The following is a 16049-nucleotide window of genomic DNA, read 5'->3' as shown; positions in this document are numbered from 1 at the left end:
CATCACTCCCTGGCTCGGGACCCCCAAGTCCCCGGCGCCTCCGTGCGCCGTCCCCTGCGGAGCCCCGGGCCAGGGAACCACCCGGCAGGCTAGACCAGCGCCTCCTGCGGCTCCTGCCGCAGCTCGTCGGCGTAGCTCACCGACGAGCGGCGCATCACGCCGTCGTCGCTGATGGTGTACTGACCGAGGCGCCACAGCGGCGGCGAGTACGCGTGGATCGACACGCTCGTCTCGGCGTGGCCGTTGACACGGTGGATGTGCTCGGGACCGAACGACAGCGTGTCCCCGGTGCGCACCAGGGTCTCCCTGTGCTCGCCGCCGATCCGCGGGTTCGACTCCTTCAGGGTGCCGTCGACCACGCGCAGCGCTCCGGAGGAGACGTCGTGGTCGTGCCAGCCGGTGTCGTCCTCGGGCCGCCAGCAGATCAGCCAGACGTCCACGTACGAGTCGCGGTACAGCGAGGCGTAGTGGCGGGCCTCGCCGTTCGCGCCGAAGGCGACCTGGTGCGACCACAGTTCGGGACGGTCCGCGATGTCGTCCACGAGCGACCGCAGCTCGCGCGGATCAAGGAAGCGGTCGGGCAGTGACTCCCAGCTCATCTGGGTTCGGCTCCTTAGTTCACGACGGATGTGGTGGCGGGGGTCCCGGCCGCGCCGAGGAGGCGGGCCGGGTTGGTACACCGCATCTGCTGCTCGGCGGCGGCTCCGAGCAGTGTCTTCGCGGGGGAGGCGTAGGGACGGTCGGAGCCGAGGACGACGACCTCGATGCCGGTCACCCGGGTGATCGCGTCGATGGCCTGGTGGCCGTAGGAGGAGGTCTCGAGGAACACGTCGGGGTCGACGACGCCTCTGGTGGAGCCGCCTCGTGCGATCAGGCGCTCGGTGTGCAGCGGCGCGAGGCCCGCGAGCAGCGCGAAGCACACGCGCAGGCGGGGGTGGCGCGGCCGGCCGAACGCGTGGAAGGCGTACCAGGCGGCGTGCATCTGCTGCACGTACGGCACGACCGCGGCCCACCAGGCGGGAGCGCCTGGCGCGCTCGCGGGGCCGGGGTGGACGAACAGGGGAAGGTCGCGCTCCTCCAGCAGGTCGAGCAGCGGCGCGGCGCGCTCCAGCCCTGCCGCGTCGCCGACGGCGGTGGCGGGGAGCTGGAGGCCGGCGAAGCCGCGGTCCAGTGCCGCGGCGGTACGCGCGGGGTCGATCTCGCTGACGCAGGCGCCGGCCCAGGCGCCGAACGGCGCGGGGAGCGCGAGCGCGCCGTCGTGGTAGGCGTCGATCAGGGGCCAGGCCTCGTCAGGCGGCAGGTGCTCGATCCCGAGAGGGCTGGACAGGGAGACCAGGGCCAGGTCGAGGTCCGCGTCGAGCGCGCGGCGCCGCTCGGCGTCGTGGTCGCGCGGGTCGGTCGCGAACGGCTGCTCGCCGTGCAGGTGGAGCGTCCAGCCGTCCAGGAACGGCGGGGTGTCGCGCCGGCGCAGCGCCTCTGCGAAGCCGGGGGTCCAGATGTGCTGGTGCACGTCCGTGGCCATGGTCACCTCCTGCCTCACAGTGTAACCTATAAAACCTACTCACTTAGTAGGCATTGTGCGTCTTCGCCGGTGGACCTGACGGCGTAGTGGTGAAGCGGTTCACTGATACGTTTCAGTGAACCGCTTCACATGGCATACGTCAATACGGAGGACACATGCCGGAGGTGACGCATGCCCGTCCCGCGCGGTGATTGGGCATAGGCTGGACCGGTGCCGCGCTCCCAGCCGCGTAAGCGGGCGACCATCCGTGAGGTGGCTCAGGCGACCGGCCTTTCTCCCGCGGCGGTCTCCTACGCTCTGCGTGGCATGCAGGTCTCCGAGGAGACCATCGAGCGCGTGCGCCGGGCCGCGGCCGAGCTCGGCTACGAGGCCGATCCCATCGCGCGGGCCCTCGCCAGCGGACGTACCGGCATGATCGGGCTGTTGTGCGGCTCCTTGGAGGACCTCTGGCAGCAGTCGCTCGCGGTCGGCATCGGCCGCGCGCTGCGCGACAAGGACCGTTACGCGCTGATCCTGGACGCGGCCGGCGATCCCGCGCGGGAGCGCACCCTCGCGCACCAGCTCCGCGACCAGCGTGTCGACGGCATGATCGTGCAGCCGGTGGACCCCGCCGCGGCCCTGTGGGCCGAGCTGGCCGAGACGCTGCCGGTGGTCGCGATCGGCGACGCGCTCACCGGGGCCCGCACGGCCGGGGAGGTGGTGTTCGACAACCGCCGCGGCGTGACGATGGCTCTGGAGTACCTCAAGGAGAACGGCCACCACCACATCGCCGTGCTCACGTCGACCCGGCCGAGCACCCCCGACCGGCCCGCCGACGTGTACGTCACCGCCGAGGCCGAGCGGCTCGGCCTGCGCATCGACGTGGTGACCGCGCCGCAGGGCCTCACCGCCACCACCGAGGCGGCGTGCGCTCTGCTGAGCTCCGCCGACCGTCCCACCGCGGCGTTCTGCTTCTCCGACTCCATCGCCTACGGCGTCTACGCCGCGGCGTCCGAGCTCGGCCTCGCCGTCCCCGGCGACATCTCGGTCATGGGGTACGACGACCATCCGATGTCCGGCCTGCTCACCCCCGCGCTCACCACCGTCGACTGGGACATCGACGGCATCGTGCGGGCCGCGGTGCGCCTGGTCGTGGCGGCGGCCGACGGCCGGGCCCGCAGGCGCCGCGTCATCCAGGAACCCGCGCTGCGCGAGCGCGGCTCGGTCGGCGCCCCGTCCTAGTCCTGGCTTTCGCGGCTTCAGTCCTCGCCGAGGCCGAGGAGCATGTCGAGCACCCAGGTGATGATCCCGACCAGCAGCGCTCCCCAGAAGGCGGCCCAGAAACCGTCCACGTGGAACGGCAGGTCGACCTGGTCGGCGATCCAGCTCGTCAGCAGGAGCAGCAGCGCGTTCACCACCAGGGCGAACAGGCCGAGGGTCAGCACGTAGAACGCGCAGCCGATGGTCTTGATGATGGGTTTGAGCACGGCGTTCACCACGCCGAAGATGAGCGCGACGGCGAGCAGCGTGCCGGCGGTCACGGCGGTGGTGCCGCCGGTGACGGTGATCCCCGGGATCAGCCGGGTGGCGGCCCACAGGGCCGCCGCGACGATTATGATCTTGACAATGATCTTCACGCCCTTGATGGTGGCACGTCGCACCGGTTGATCGGTAGGGCGGAAGGCCAGGTGGACGCCGGAAAACGGCACCTGTGCCACTAAGATCTGCATATCCCTCAGATCACTGGGAAAGTGGTGAAAGAGGGGTGATCCTTAATGGACCAGGATGAACTGCAGGCGCTGCCGCCGAGGGAACTGCACGACCGCGCGGTCCGCTACGCCGTCGCGCACGGTGATGTCGGCTTCCTGTGGGAACTCCTGAAAGCCATCCCCGTCGCCGAGGCCACCACCGGCCACACCGAAGAGGCCGCCAACGACCTCAGCCGCTTCTCCGCGCTGCTCAGCGACGCCATGGGAGCCGGCGAAGGCGAACTCGGCGAGGCCCTCCGCCCCGTGTACGTCGACTACCTGTCCAAACACCCCGAAGCCTGAGACCTGCCGCGGGTCACCGCCTCCCCCGGCGACCCGCACGGCACCCGGCCGGCGGCTGCCCCGGCTCGTACGCGACGGCCCTAGGCTCTGCCGTATGGCATCGGTCAATGTGGAACGCACCGACGACGGCTTCGTCGCCCGCAACGCACGCGGCGCGACCGTCCAGATCGGCAGCAGCGACACCGAAGGCGTCTTCACCCCCGTGGAGCTCCTCCTCGCCGCCGTCGGCGGCTGCAACATCGTCACCGTGGAACCTCTCACCGCCAAACGCGGCCACCGCATGGCCCGCCTGCAGATGACGGTCCAAGCCGACAAGGCCGCCTCCAACATCCTCGGCCCGGTGACCATCACCTACGAGGTCGAACTCCCCGAAGGCGACGAGAAGGCCGAGGAGGTCTTCCGCAACGTCGCGGCCCGCGTCCACGCCAACTACTGCACCGTGAGCAACACCCTGCAGAAAGGTGTCCCCGTCCACCTGGCCTTCGAGGACTGACCCCCGTCATCGTCCCGGCCCCCGCACTCCCGGCCCTTCCCCTCCGGTCGCGCCGCCATCCCCCCGGGACGAGGCCGTGAAGCCTCGCGGGTTAGACGGAATCTATACCTTCCGATGACGAGCGCCTCAGGCCCCGGTATGTAGTGTTAAGGCAGGTCAAGGGGGATGCGCCGGCGCCAGGAATGGCGCATTGGAGCTTTCTGCCACAAGGACGCGGTGGGGGACCGTGTCCGTACTGCGGGACTCGCCCCGGTGCCTTTGGGGGAAGACACCGGCGCAGGACCGTACCAGGGGCCGGGCAGGCGGGGGACTGCCCGGCCCCGACCTGTCTCCACCTCCCGGCCGCCGCCTCGCGATGTCGCGGCAGAGCGGTCCCGATGAGGCGATTTCGTCGGCCCGAAGCCGATCGGGTCCTCGGCGCCGGCCTCGCACCCGGTGTCCCGTGTCAGGGTGGTTCTGGGGAGTGTGCCGGCTTCGAATCCTGTCTACTTCCGACCTCGACCCTCCAGCGACGATCTTCCGGCCTCGACGGTCGGCCCCGGCCGCCGGCGCGGGTCCCGGGGGCTGCGGCTTTCCGGCTCTCGACCTTTTCGCGCTGGTCGGCTCGTGTCCGTCGCTTGGGTATCGTGTGGCCTTGGCCCTGGTGAGAGGCCAACGATCTCTGGTGGGGTCTCTTCTCGTCGTTCGATCGGCCGGGGATCGTGCCGTGGGGACGGGGAAGCGATGTCACCTGTACCGGCCCAGCGCTCCGGACGATCGAACCGGTGGAGGGTGGGGTGGGTGTCGCGCACCTAGGGGAGTGTCCGGTAATGCCGGAAATGTAGGTGTTTGTGGGGTTTGGGTAGATCTAATACTACTTTGTGCATACTTCGTTTGCTTTGTCCTGACTTGGGGGGTAAGGTTTTACACACAACGGATGGTGACCTGGTCTTCAGCCTGAAGGCCGCCATCCGGCGTCGAGTCCCAGATCGGGCCCTTGCGGGGCCTGTGGGAGCCGGGGACCCAAGCAACCCTGGGGTGAATCGGCGGGAAAGCGTTGCGGACCCGCGGTAGGGCGACTCTCTAGCCCGAACCCGTCAGCTAACCCGGTAGGCGTCACAGGAGAGGAGACCCGAGTGGAACAGGCCACTCCCCCCAAGCTCGTCGCCCGGGCGACCTGACCCCGGATCTCGCCGTCAGAAGCGGCGGAAGAAAGCGGCTTCAAGCAGCCGTCCACGAGGCGAGCAGTACCTCGCCCGCAGTGTGACGTGGTGGCGCATCCCGCCACCGCTGACCGGCATCACGTGACAACGCGTCTTTGTGCCGCGACCTCAAGCCAGGCCCACGAACGCCACGGTCTGAGAGCGCTGTCCCATGCCCGCACCGGTGACCCCATGCACCACCGGCTCAGCGGCTCCGTGTCTTCTGATGAAAGATCCTGTCACCCCATGACCTTTCTTCGTCGCTGTATCAACAAACGCATGGCCTGTAGCGCCGCCGGCGCCACTTTGGCCCTCAGTACCGTCTTCTGCGCGGGAGCCGTGGCCGCGCACGCACAGAAGCTCCCCCCGCCTGGGGTGTCCACCCGCATCGTCCCCCCGATGCTGCTCAAGGGTTCCACCAAAGCCTCCTACTTCTGGGACGACGCCTCCGGCCGCGCGGGCGACACCGGTCTCCCCGCCATCGGCAAGCCCATGCAGAAGGGCCTGTTCGCCAGCCCGAGCTGGCCGCTCGGCACCGAGGGCTTCATCGTCTACAAGGACAAGGAAGCCCCGTTCTTCATCGGCGACCGCGGCCCCGGCATCCCCTCGGACAACGGCGTCATGCTCGACATCGACGCCAAGACCTTCGCCGAGCTCACCGGCGGCACCTTCAACTCCACGACCCTGATGGTCCAGGGCTTCGACTCAGGTCACATCGAGGTCAGCTACATCATCACCAAGTGGGGCGAAGGACCCGGCACCAAGAACCACCCCGTCCCCTTCAGCGACGGCGCCTGGCGCCGCGTCGACAACAACCCCGCCCCCGCTCCCGCGAGCTGACCCCCGTCCGCACGATGTGCGCACATCCGCCACTACTGCTAAAGTCGGCGTAGCCGATGCGCCGCTAGCTCAGTTGGTTAGAGCAGCTGACTCTTAATCAGCGGGTCCGGGGTTCGAGTCCCTGGCGGCGCACCAAGCAGTACACCACTGGGCATCCTCCATCTGATGGAGGGTGCCCAGTGGTGTTTTCCCAGGCGGCCGAGTGCGTCAGGTCCAGGCGGCCTCGCCTGGACCTGACGTCTGTCATCGGCCAGAGGGTGGTCAGGCCCTGGTCCACCGCTGGGTGGCCTGGCCGTTGCAGGAGGCGACGGTCACGCCGGAGGTGTTGCCGGTGCCGGTGACGCTGAGGCACAGGTTGTTGGCCTGGCTGGTCACGGTGCCGTTGGAGTTGAACGTCCAGCGCTGGTTGGAGTTGCCGTGGCAGTCGTAGAGCTGGATGCGGGTGCCGGAGCCGCCGCCGGTCGGGACGTCGAGGCACTTGCCGAGCGTCACCAGGCGGCTGGAGCTGTCGTAGGTGAAGCTCTGGTTGGGGTTGGTGTGGCAGTCGTAGATCTGCAGCTGCGTGCCGTTGGCGGTGGCGCTGTTCGGCGAGTCCACACAGCGTCCGGCGCCTTCGTTACGCAGGCGGAACGTACCGCCGGGGGTCGGCGTCGCGGTGGGGGTCACCGTCGGGGTCACGGTCGGCGTCGCGGTGGGGGTCGGGTTGGGGCCCGAGGTGCTCTGGAACTGGGAGACGAACCGCCAGACCTCGTTCTTGGTCCAGGTCTGTGCGCCGTTGTCGCCGCCGCTGCCGTCGACCGGAGCGGGTCCGTGGCCGCCGTCGAAGGCGGCCCAGACGACCGGGTAGCCGGCGCGGCAGCCGGAGTACTCGGTGGTGATGTGCGTGCGGCTGCCGGCGGAGGGCTCACGCGGGTTCTGCGGCGTACAGCCGTTGTTCTGCACGAACTTGTCGCGCAGTGCGCGTCCCTGGGAGATGTTCAGGACGTTGTCGGAGATTCCGTGGAGCCCCATGTACGCGATGGGCTGGGTGCCGCCGCTGCATCCGCTGAGCTGCGCGCCGGAGAACACCGCGACCGCGCGGAACACGTTGGCGCGGCTGCAGGCGAGCGAGAAGCTCATGCCGCCGCCGTAGCTGAAGCCCATGGCGAAACGCAGCGAGGGGTCGACACAAAGGTCGGCCTCGACCTGCCGCAGGATGTCGTCCATGAAGACGACGTCCTCACCGCCGTTGTTGGCCCACCCGTTGTTGAAGCCCTGCGGCGAGATGAAGATGGTGGAGTTGTTGGAAAGCTGCCGCTGGCCGTAGTAGGCCCACGAGGCGCCTGCGCTGCCGCCGGTGTCGACGTCGTTCATGTTGCCGTTCAGCCAGTGCAGGCCGATGATCAGGCGGTAGGGATTGTTGTTGTTGTAATTCGCGGGAATCCGCAGGATGTACTGGCGGTTCTTTCCGCTGGTGGTGATGTTGCGTGTTCCGCTGGTGAGTGTGGGGTTCTTGCCACAGCCGGCGGTTCCGGCGAGCGCGGCGGCCGAGGCGGCCTTCGCGGTCCCGGTCGTGGCGGCGCTACCGCTGCTCAATGCCGCCTGGCTCGTGGCCAGGACGGCGACCGCGGCCAGCGCCACGGCACCGAGGACGGACCTATGCTTCAACATTCGCGATTCCCTTTGCTGGCCGAACAGACCGGGCCGATGGTGAAAACATTTCTGCGTTCCTCTCCATTCGCGGCATCGAATGCCCGGTGCTGTGAACCGGAGGGAGGTGTGAACGTTAACATTCAGCAAGGGTTATCAGGTGCCGCTCACGTGCTGTAGAGGGGTAATGTGAGGGAGCAAATACGACCCGATTGTGGATGTCAAGTTGCTTGACATCCGGTCCGAAGTGCCGGGGACGCGAAGACCCACTTCCACAGGTGCTGGCCAGGGACTGTTCACATCCGGCCCCGGCGCACAGGAGTGAAAGTTTCGCAGTGAACAGCTCGATCGAGGGCCGCGAGAAGTGGCGGTTCTCGGCGAGGATCATGGATTACCGCCGTCACGTGCTCGGGTACGGCACCTGGAAGTTTTGATCGTATTCCGATACTTTCGGCGCGCCGGCTCTGCTTCTGGTGCGGCGAAGAGCACGTCCGCGCCGGACATCGCCGTCACGCCAGGAACGTGACGCGTTCCGACGTCTCCACCATCTGCACGGCGAAGTCCCCCGCGGTGAACTCCTCCATGACCACGCCGAGCGCGTCGCACATGGCGGACACCAGGCCGCCGACGGGAACGGTGCGCAGGGGGCCGAGAGGCAGCCGCCGCGTACGGGACGTGGCGGGGGCATCGTCGTCACCGGCCGGCCGCAGGGCCTTGGTGAAGCTCTTCTCGTCCTCCGACAGCTCGACGGCGAAGTGCCGCGACTCGGGGGACCGGTGCAGGTCGAGCCGGGCCAGCACTCCGTCGAACAGGCACAACAGGATGTCGGGGGTGAGCCTCGCCGTGCGCGGTGACGGCAGGGGACGCGTTCCCGCCGCGTCGGCGTAGGCGTCCACGAGCAGGCCGGGGTAGCCGGACACGATGTCGGAACGGATCAGCGCACCGGTCACGGGGGTGTAGGCAAGCGGAAGGGGGTCGGCCGCGTCGAGCTCGGCGTCGGCCCGGCTCAGGCGGCCGACGCTGTAGGCGCCGTCCACCAGGTGCCGCACCCACTGCTGGTCCACCCCGAAGAACCTGATCGTCTCCACCGGCAGCAACCGCTCGTCGGGGACGAGATACGCCAGCGGCACGCCTTCCAGGCGCGCGAGCGCCGCCAGCCAGTCCAGCACCCCACGGGGAAGAGCGTCGTCGATGTCGGGGACGGCGAGCGGGTAGTCGTCGCGCTCACGCCGCCTCCGGCTCTGCGCGCGGCGGCGGCGCCACCGGTACAGGCCGGTGGCGGTGTCGCCGCTGGACAGGACGAGCAGCCGTCCCAGTTGCCACGCGGCGGCGTACCCCACATCGAACATGCCGACTTCGGGGTGGAAACGCAGCAACGCGTCCGGGTCGCGCACGGGGGTGACCGGACCGCCGTCCATCGGGCCCGTGGTGAGCGGGCCGCGGTACCACGCGACGCCGCGGGCCCCCTGGCGCAGGTGGTGCCTGGCCGGCACGAAACCCTGGTCGAGGAACGCGTCGGCGCGCGGCTCCCCGCTGCGCGGCAGCCGGAACGTCCCCCTGTCCGAACCGAGGTCGTACACCATGCGGGAGAACGTCTGGGACTCGTCGACGCACGCGAACCGCCAGTTGGCCAGCGTCACCAGGCGCACCAGCGAACCGGGGTCCCCGAAGCCGAACTCCGTCCGTCCGTCCGCCGTCACCGAGAACCGTCCCTCCAGCGAGACGAGGTGGACGACGGTCGACACCCCCGGCGCCGGCAGCCGTCCCGCGACGACGAGCGCGGCGTCGGGGCCGTCGCCGGAGCGCACGTGCGCCAGGTGACGCAGCTCGTCGTAGGACGGCAGGAGGGTGCGCAGCAGCTCGGAGGGGACGTCGATGACGGTCGCCTGGTCCCCGGCGGCCTGGTGCCGTTCCAGCGTGACGGCGGGGAACAGCGCGGGGCCCGCGCCGAGCGCGCCGAGGGTCACGACGGCGGGGACGGGACTCTCGTCGGCGGAGAACACCAGCAGCGCCAGCCACGGCGGCCGGTCGCCGGACGAGCCGCCGTGCGGCAGGACGTCACGTTCCCACGGCAACGTCGGCCGGTCCAGCACGATGTGCGGCAGCACGTCGGAATGGTCACCGAGGCTCCCGGCGGGAGGGAACACCTCGCGGATCGCCGAAGGCGGCAGGGTGAACCGGTCGCCTGACACGGTGAAGGCGCGGGTGACGCCGAACGGCACGCCGTCCAGGCTGACCTGCTGGCTGACACCGATCTCGTAGTCGCCGCTCTCCAGCGACGGCCGCCGGTACCCGGAGAAGATGACGCGATCGGACTCAGACATGGGCCGCCACCTGCGGGATCTCGACCAGGCCCGCGACGTCCAGCGCGTACGGGCCGGCCGGCGCGCCGTCCAGCACGGCGCGCGCCACGGCGGCCCGTGCCGCCAGGACCTCCGGGTCCGCCAGTGCGCGCGCGATGGCCGCCTCCCGGGGCACCGGGCCGTCCGCGCTCGCGGTGAACGGCGGCGGTGGTTCCAGGCGGATCACCCCCGGCCGTTCCGCCAGGGACGTCGAGGCCAGCAACGCGGACCTGTGCACCCAGGGCCGACGCGCGGGCTCGACCGGCGGCAGGGGCCGGATCTCGTACCCGGTGAGCATGCCGGTGACGAGCCTCGGGTCGGTCGTCGCCGGGGTGAGTTTGTCCCCCCACAGCGCGAACGGCAGGTTCTTGCGCACCGGTGTGTAGGTGAACGCCGCCTCGGCGGGGCCGTCCGGTCCGCTGATCGTGATCTGCTGCACCGACGTCACCCCGCCGGTGGGGACCCCCACGGGACCGACGCCGAACGTGGTCGCGGCGCCGTTCACCGGCAGCGCGTCGCCGCTCGCTCCGCGCGTGCCGGCGGTGCTCGGGATGGCCGAGTCGGTGACCAGCACCAGACCCGCGGCGTCCACCACCCCGAGGTCGCCGGGCCTCGGTGCCGGTCCGGGTACGGTGCCGCGCGGGGTCAGCGTGACGATCGTGTCGCGGCCCGGCAGCATGGCGGCGAGGAAACGGTCCCACGGCACGGGCTCCGGCGCCGACCGGTCGCCGGCGCCGAACGTGACGGTGAACGACGTGACCGTCAGGTCGACGGTGGCGACGCCGGTGAAGTCCGGTCCCCACAGCGTCACGTCCGCGCCGGCGTGCGCGCTCACGGTGTTGTTGCCGAAACCGGGGAGCGTGTACGTCGCACCGACGCTGACGTGCAGCGTCGCCTCGTAGTGGTACGGCTGCCAGGCGACGAGGAAGTCCATGGAGGCGTCGAACCACGCGTGCAGCGAGTCGTCCTGCCACGAGGCGTTCACCGCGCCTCCGGCCATGAGCGCGCCGGGGGTCAGCGCGAAGTACGCGGAACCGCTGAGCGACAACTGCGGCGACACCTGCCACGAGAACCCGAGCCGCGGCACGGACGGGTAGTGCGCCGGCACGGGGAACCCCGGGTGGTACCCGCCGGCGGTGACGACGAAGTCGCCGTCGTGACCGTTGTCCTTCTCGGCCGGGAACCACGTCGAGAACGCGAACCCACCGGTGAGGTGGCAGTCGCGCGACAACACGAAGGAGTCTCGCGTGAGCTGCGCGGCGACGGCCAGGTAGCCCTCTTCCGGCACGAACGTGGCACGGAGCGCGAGCTGCACCTCGGCGATGGGGGTCACCCCGGCGGCACCCGCGCCGGGGGCCGGCAGGACCAGCGTCGACAGGCCGAGGACGTCCACCTCGAACCGGTGGCCGAACACCACGGCGAGCAGCACGAACGAGTCGATCATCTCGAACGAGGTGAACCGGACGCCGAGCGCGAGGAAGTAATCGCCGGCCGACACCGGCAGGTACGGGGCGAGCGCGGCCAGCTCGTCCGCCAGGGTCGTGCCGGCACGTCCCTGACCCGACGCCTCCGCGACCAGCGGGAACGCGGCGACCGCCTCGATCGGCGGTGCGACCAGCCGCCGGTTGTAGCCGAACCCCGCCGCGAGGCCGCGCACGAAGAAGACCGGTGGGCCGCCGATGGGGTAGTCGAGGACCGCGTACACGAACAGTGACGGCTCGCCAGGCAACTGGACGTACGAGCCGATCGCGGACAGGCCGAGCGTCTTCAGCTTGACCTGAGCGCCGCCGCTGTACGCGGGGTAGGTGTGGCCTTCGTAGACGATCTCGCCGGTGAGGAACGCGCCGCCGATCTCGGTGGGACCCGACACGTAGGACAGGCCGAGCCCTCTGAGCGAGAACACCGGCACCGCGGCGGGACGCGACAACGACACCTCGGCCGCCAGTCCGTCCAGGGAGAGCGTCATCCCGGCCAGGCTGATCGAGGCGTCCAGCAGCACCTTCAGCTTGCCGTCCCGGTAGGTCATGCCGATCCGCGCGATCCGCACCGGACCGAACCCCCGCTGGACCTTCACCCACGTCACGTCGTCGGTGGTCCGCGCCTGCGTCCCCGACACCCCGGCCGTGGCCGGCACGGCAGGCGGCGCGGTACTCGGCCGCGTCCCCGGTGTCCCCGGTGTGCTCGGCGTTCCCGGAGAGCCGGGTGCTCCGGTGGTCCCCGATGTGCCGGTGGTGCCGGGGGCCGGGGCCCCCGCGCCGCCGATGCGCAGCGAGACCGGCACACTGAGGTCGCCGGCCTTCAGCGTCGCCTCGAAGGCGACCCCCGCCGGGATGTCGCGCTCCGGCAGAGGGGCCACGGTGTCCGGCAGCAGCGCGTTGAGCTTCCTGACCTGTTCCACGCCGATCGGCCCCGACGCCGCGACGAGCCGCAACGGGTCCACCCCCGCCGTGCCGAGGTGCTCTCCGGCGACCGGCAACCCGGACAGGTCCACCGTGGCGCCGAGGTCCGCCACGAACAGGTACGCCGTCGTGGTGGTGCGGTCGGCCGCGAACACCACGTCGCGCACGTCCACCGCGATCCCTTCGGGGATCACCTCGGCCGCCGACGGCCAGAACGCCGCGACGACGCTCCGCACGTCGGGGGTGGCCGCGCCTGGTACATGCGAGTAGGCCGCCGTGAACAGCTTGGCGTCGGCGCCGGTGGCGATCCCCGTGTCGAACCGCAGCGGCACGCCACCGGCGTCCACGTCGATCCGGCCGCGGAACGACACCGGACGCGGCCCGCCGGGGGTCGCGGGACGCGCCACCGCGACGTCCACGGCGAGCGTCACCGGGGCCTCGGCGATGGTCAGCCCGCCACGGCAGGCGAAGGTGAACCCTCCGTCCCCCGTCCGGTAGGCGACCCGGAGCCCGGTCAGCGCCAGGCTGGTCACCGCCTCCGGCAGGTCCCGCACCCCGAACCGGTCGCCGAGCTCGGCCACCAGGTCCCCGATCGCGAGGCGTGACCCCGGCGCGGTCTCCCCGGCGAACGACCACCCCTCCACGGGGTCGTACGCGGCGACCAGGCCCAGGCGGATCGACGCGCCGAGCGCGATCACGCCGTGCACGGCGCCGCCGAACCCCCTGCCTTCGCGGTAGGACACGACGACGCCGACCTCGTCGATGCCGATCGGCCCCGCCTGCCACACGTCGTCGGCGTCCAGCTCGGCCAGGTAGGACCCGCGCCGGGGCCGCGCCGTCAGCCCCGCCTTGTGGATCTTCAAGGTGGACGGCACCCCCGCCGTCGGCAGGCCGTACGAGGCCAGCACCTCGGTCAGCGGCACCGGGCCGCCACGCAGCGAGCCGCGGACCTCGATGTCCGGCAGCCGCAGCACGACGTCGAACTCCAGCGCGCCGAGCGTCAGCCTGCTCGCGACCTCGACGTAGTCGATCGCCGGCGCCTTCCAGTCGAACCCGGTCTCGATCCTCTCGACGGCGAGGTCGAACGCGGCGCCGTCGAACCCGGCCGCCTGGAACGCCGCCGTCACCGACGGCCCGCCGATCCACGACGCCAGCGCCGCCACCCCGGGGAAGGCACGGCCAGGCGCGGGCCTCAGGTACGCGTACCAGTGCGTCCCCGGCCGCAGGCCGACACCGACCTCCAGGGGGACGCCGTCCACGACGACCTGACCGGCGACCACGGCGGCGAACGACACCGTGGACAACTCGGCACGCACCTCCAGCCCGTCGAGCTCCAGGATCTCCGGCACGATCGGCCACCGCACGCCGGGAAGCGGCACGGTCACGGTGGAGTACGCCTCGAAGGAGGTGCCGGGGTGGAACGTCACGGCGTACCCGGTGGCCGGCACCGTACGCGCGGTGGTGAGAGCGGCGAGCCCCGACGGGACCGGCACGAGCGACGCGCCACCGGGCCGGCCGAGGGACAGCAGGTCCGTCGGTGCCACCCCTGGTACGTCACCGGCGAGCGTGAGCCGCCACGCGCCGGGCCCTTCCGCCGCGCCTCGGGTGAGCGTCACCGGCGCCGTGACCGTGGCCGTCAGCGGCAGGACGCCGGTCGCGGTCCCGGTCACCGGCGGGGTGCCGCCTTCGGTCAGCGTCAGCGTCACCCGGCTGAGGGTGACCCGCACACCGGGAAGGCCCTGCACGGGCCACACGTCACCCGAAGGCCCCGCGATGACGAGCGCCGCGCCGCCGGGGGTGACCTCGGCCGAGGTGAGCGTGATCCGCTTGCCGGGGGTGGTGACGAGCAGGTCCCGCAGCTCGGCAGGCAGCCGGGTGTCGCCGGCGTCCAGCACGACGGGGCCGGTCGTCCCGGAGACGTACGCGGCGAGCGCGGTCAGGTCCATGAGGTCTCCCGCCGTCAGAGGTGGAACTGGTCCATGACCGGGCCGCCGGTCGCGTCGCGGTGGACGACCAGGAACGACACCGGGTTCATGGAGTTGTTCTGCGAGATGATGAGCGTCACGTTTCCCCTCACACGGTTGTCGCCGTCCACCGCGGCGTTGTCGCCGCACACACGTGACTTGTTGCCGAGGACCGCCTGCGGGTTCCCGGTGCTCGCCGGGACGTGGGCCCTCGGGAAGCTGCAGTTGGTCAGGTAGAACCGTTCGACGTTCGGGTCGTTGTGCAGCCGGTCCACGACGGCCTGCGACGGCGACCGGTCGAGCGGCCCCGTCCTCCCGGCGGAGATGTACGCCACCGCCGGGGCCGCGGTGTTCAGGAAGGTCGCGCCGGTGCCGGCGTCGTCGCCGTGGACGTCGCACTTGACGGACGCGATCCTGGCCGCCGGCGGCAGCACCGGACCTCCCTGGGGGTTGGGGAGCCCGGCGCCGGTCAGGGCCGCTGCGACCCGCTCGGAACCGTCACGCGGCAGGTCACCCCCGCTGTAGTGGAAGAAGTCGTTGAACCGCACCACGACGCCGAGTCCTTCGGCCTGGGGGATCGACACGCCACCCGGTGTGACGGCCTGCGTGGTGTTCCAGACCCTGCCTTCGGCCGCCACCAGGAAGACGCCGGGTGCGCCTGCGGGTGCGGGGACGGCGGCGGGCCCGGAGTTCCACAGGATCTCGGTGCCGAGCGCCTGCGGTCCGAGCGTGGTGAGCGTGCGTGCGACACCGGGGGCCCATGCCACTCTGCCGTTGATGTCGATGGCACCGGCCGCGGCGTCCGCCAGCCACGCCGCGTTCCTCGCCGCGGCCTGCCGGGGACCGGCCTGCCCCGGGTCACCCGCCACCGGGGGGACGATGACCTGGGTCGTGGCGTAGACGCCGCCGGTGTCGAACCGGCCCCCCGGCGGCGCGGCGGGGAACAACTCGTCCAGGACGTCCTCGCGGATGGCGGTCCGCAGAGCGTTCAGCGCCGCCGGTGTCGCGTTGCCGTTGGGGAAGCCGCCTTGAGCGAGCAGCAGGTCGGCGTCGTTGGCCGCGACGAGCGCGATCTGCTCCGCGAAGGCCTGCGCGGTCGTCAGCGCCGGGTTGAGCGGTGCCACCACGGGCAGCGCGACCTGGGCTCCTGTGTACCCGAGCAGGATGGCCGTGGGGACGTCCGGCGCGTTGGCCGCGCCGTTGCGGATCGCCGTCGTCACCGGCGCCAGCCGCGCCGCCACCCCGCCGACGCCGCCGGGTGTGTCGTACCCGCCGAAGCACGCGGCGTACGCGCCGGCCGCCGCCGCGGCGGCCTGTTCCCGGTCGCTGTTCCCGAGCGCCGCCTCACGGGTCGCGACCTCGGCGATCACATCGGCGATCCGGTGGAGGTTGTCGGCGCCGAGCAGCCGCATCACGCCTTCGTAGTGCTCACCCGCATAACTGCTGACCAGCACGTGGTCCAGCGACTCCCCGGGGTTCAGCCTGGCCTCCACGGCGTCGTGCGCCGTGACGGCATGGTCCACGGACCCTCCGTCGATCAGCATTCTGCGCACCTGGCCGGTCGTCGCGTTCTCCGCGACGACGAGCGAGCTGTCCCCCTGCCGGACGTCCAGGGTGAAGATGGTCAGGTCCCACGGCATGGTCGCGCC

Annotated in this window: 11 protein-coding genes, 1 tRNA gene and 1 riboswitch; of the genes, 5 read left to right on the top strand and 7 right to left on the bottom strand. The window is 71.0% G+C overall.

From position 1 onward, the window contains the following. Positions 1–89 precede the first annotated feature (89 nt). Both BJ992_RS26395 and BJ992_RS26390 read right to left on the bottom strand, forming a co-directional pair. Positions 90–599, bottom strand: coding sequence for a cysteine dioxygenase (locus BJ992_RS26395; RefSeq protein WP_184985498.1), 510 nt, complete (start codon positions 597–599; stop codon positions 90–92). 14 nt (positions 600–613) lie between these two features. Beyond that, the gene (locus BJ992_RS26390) at positions 614–1522 is read right to left on the bottom strand and encodes an amidohydrolase family protein (RefSeq protein ID WP_184985497.1); all 909 of its coding nucleotides are present in this window, start codon (positions 1520–1522) and stop codon (positions 614–616) included. Between the two features lie 252 nt (positions 1523–1774). On the opposite strand from BJ992_RS26390, the gene BJ992_RS26385 reads away from it, so the two are divergent. Next, positions 1775–2743 (top strand): substrate-binding domain-containing protein, encoded by a 969-nt coding sequence (locus BJ992_RS26385; RefSeq protein ID WP_184985495.1) that lies wholly within the window; start codon positions 1775–1777, stop codon positions 2741–2743. Positions 2744–2760: 17 nt separating this feature from the next. Here BJ992_RS26385 and BJ992_RS26380 read toward each other — a convergent pair whose 3' ends face one another. After that, positions 2761–3138 (bottom strand): phage holin family protein, encoded by a 378-nt coding sequence (locus BJ992_RS26380; RefSeq protein ID WP_184985493.1) that lies wholly within the window; start codon positions 3136–3138, stop codon positions 2761–2763. A gap of 138 nt (positions 3139–3276) precedes the next feature. Here BJ992_RS26380 and BJ992_RS26375 point away from each other — a divergent pair, with 138 nt between their 5' ends. The 4 genes from BJ992_RS26375 to BJ992_RS26360 all read left to right on the top strand — a co-directional run bounded on the left by BJ992_RS26375 (position 3277) and on the right by BJ992_RS26360 (position 6201). Next, positions 3277–3552, top strand: coding sequence for a hypothetical protein (locus BJ992_RS26375; RefSeq protein WP_184985491.1), 276 nt, complete (start codon positions 3277–3279; stop codon positions 3550–3552). Positions 3553–3646: 94 nt separating this feature from the next. Next, positions 3647–4045, top strand: coding sequence for an OsmC family protein (locus tag BJ992_RS26370; protein ID WP_184985489.1), 399 nt, complete (start codon positions 3647–3649; stop codon positions 4043–4045). A 961-nt stretch (positions 4046–5006) separates the two neighbouring features. Further along, a riboswitch (cyclic di-AMP (ydaO/yuaA leader) is annotated at positions 5007–5156 on the top strand. A 349-nt stretch (positions 5157–5505) separates the two neighbouring features. Next, positions 5506–6066 (top strand): hypothetical protein, encoded by a 561-nt coding sequence (locus BJ992_RS26365; RefSeq protein WP_343072858.1) that lies wholly within the window; start codon positions 5506–5508, stop codon positions 6064–6066. Between the two features lie 58 nt (positions 6067–6124). Further along, a tRNA-Lys gene (locus tag BJ992_RS26360) sits at positions 6125–6201 on the top strand. Between the two features lie 126 nt (positions 6202–6327). Here BJ992_RS26360 and BJ992_RS26355 read toward each other — a convergent pair. The 4 genes from BJ992_RS26355 to BJ992_RS26340 all read right to left on the bottom strand — a co-directional run bounded on the left by BJ992_RS26355 (position 6328) and on the right by BJ992_RS26340 (position 16040). Next, positions 6328–7716, bottom strand: a complete 1389-nt coding sequence (locus BJ992_RS26355; protein WP_184985487.1) for a ricin-type beta-trefoil lectin domain protein — start codon at positions 7714–7716, stop codon at positions 6328–6330. A 488-nt stretch (positions 7717–8204) separates the two neighbouring features. Further along, positions 8205–10019, bottom strand: a complete 1815-nt coding sequence (locus BJ992_RS26350) for a hypothetical protein (RefSeq protein WP_184985486.1) — start codon at positions 10017–10019, stop codon at positions 8205–8207. Beyond that, on the bottom strand, positions 10012–14382 hold the full coding sequence (locus BJ992_RS26345; protein WP_184985484.1) for a DUF6603 domain-containing protein: 4371 nt from the start codon (positions 14380–14382) through the stop codon (positions 10012–10014). The genes BJ992_RS26350 and BJ992_RS26345 overlap by 8 nt, the downstream gene beginning before the upstream one ends. Positions 14383–14396: 14 nt before the next feature. Then, a complete protein-coding gene (locus tag BJ992_RS26340; protein ID WP_184985482.1) occupies positions 14397–16040 on the bottom strand; it encodes a ComEC/Rec2 family competence protein in 1644 nt (547 codons plus the stop codon). Between the last annotated feature and the right edge of the window lie 9 nt (positions 16041–16049).

This window comes from Sphaerisporangium rubeum (assembly GCF_014207705.1).
GTDB classification, from domain to species: domain Bacteria; phylum Actinomycetota; class Actinomycetes; order Streptosporangiales; family Streptosporangiaceae; genus Sphaerisporangium; species Sphaerisporangium rubeum.
The sequence above is the reverse complement of the archived record's forward strand: the minus strand, read 5'-3'. Positions and strand labels throughout refer to the sequence as shown.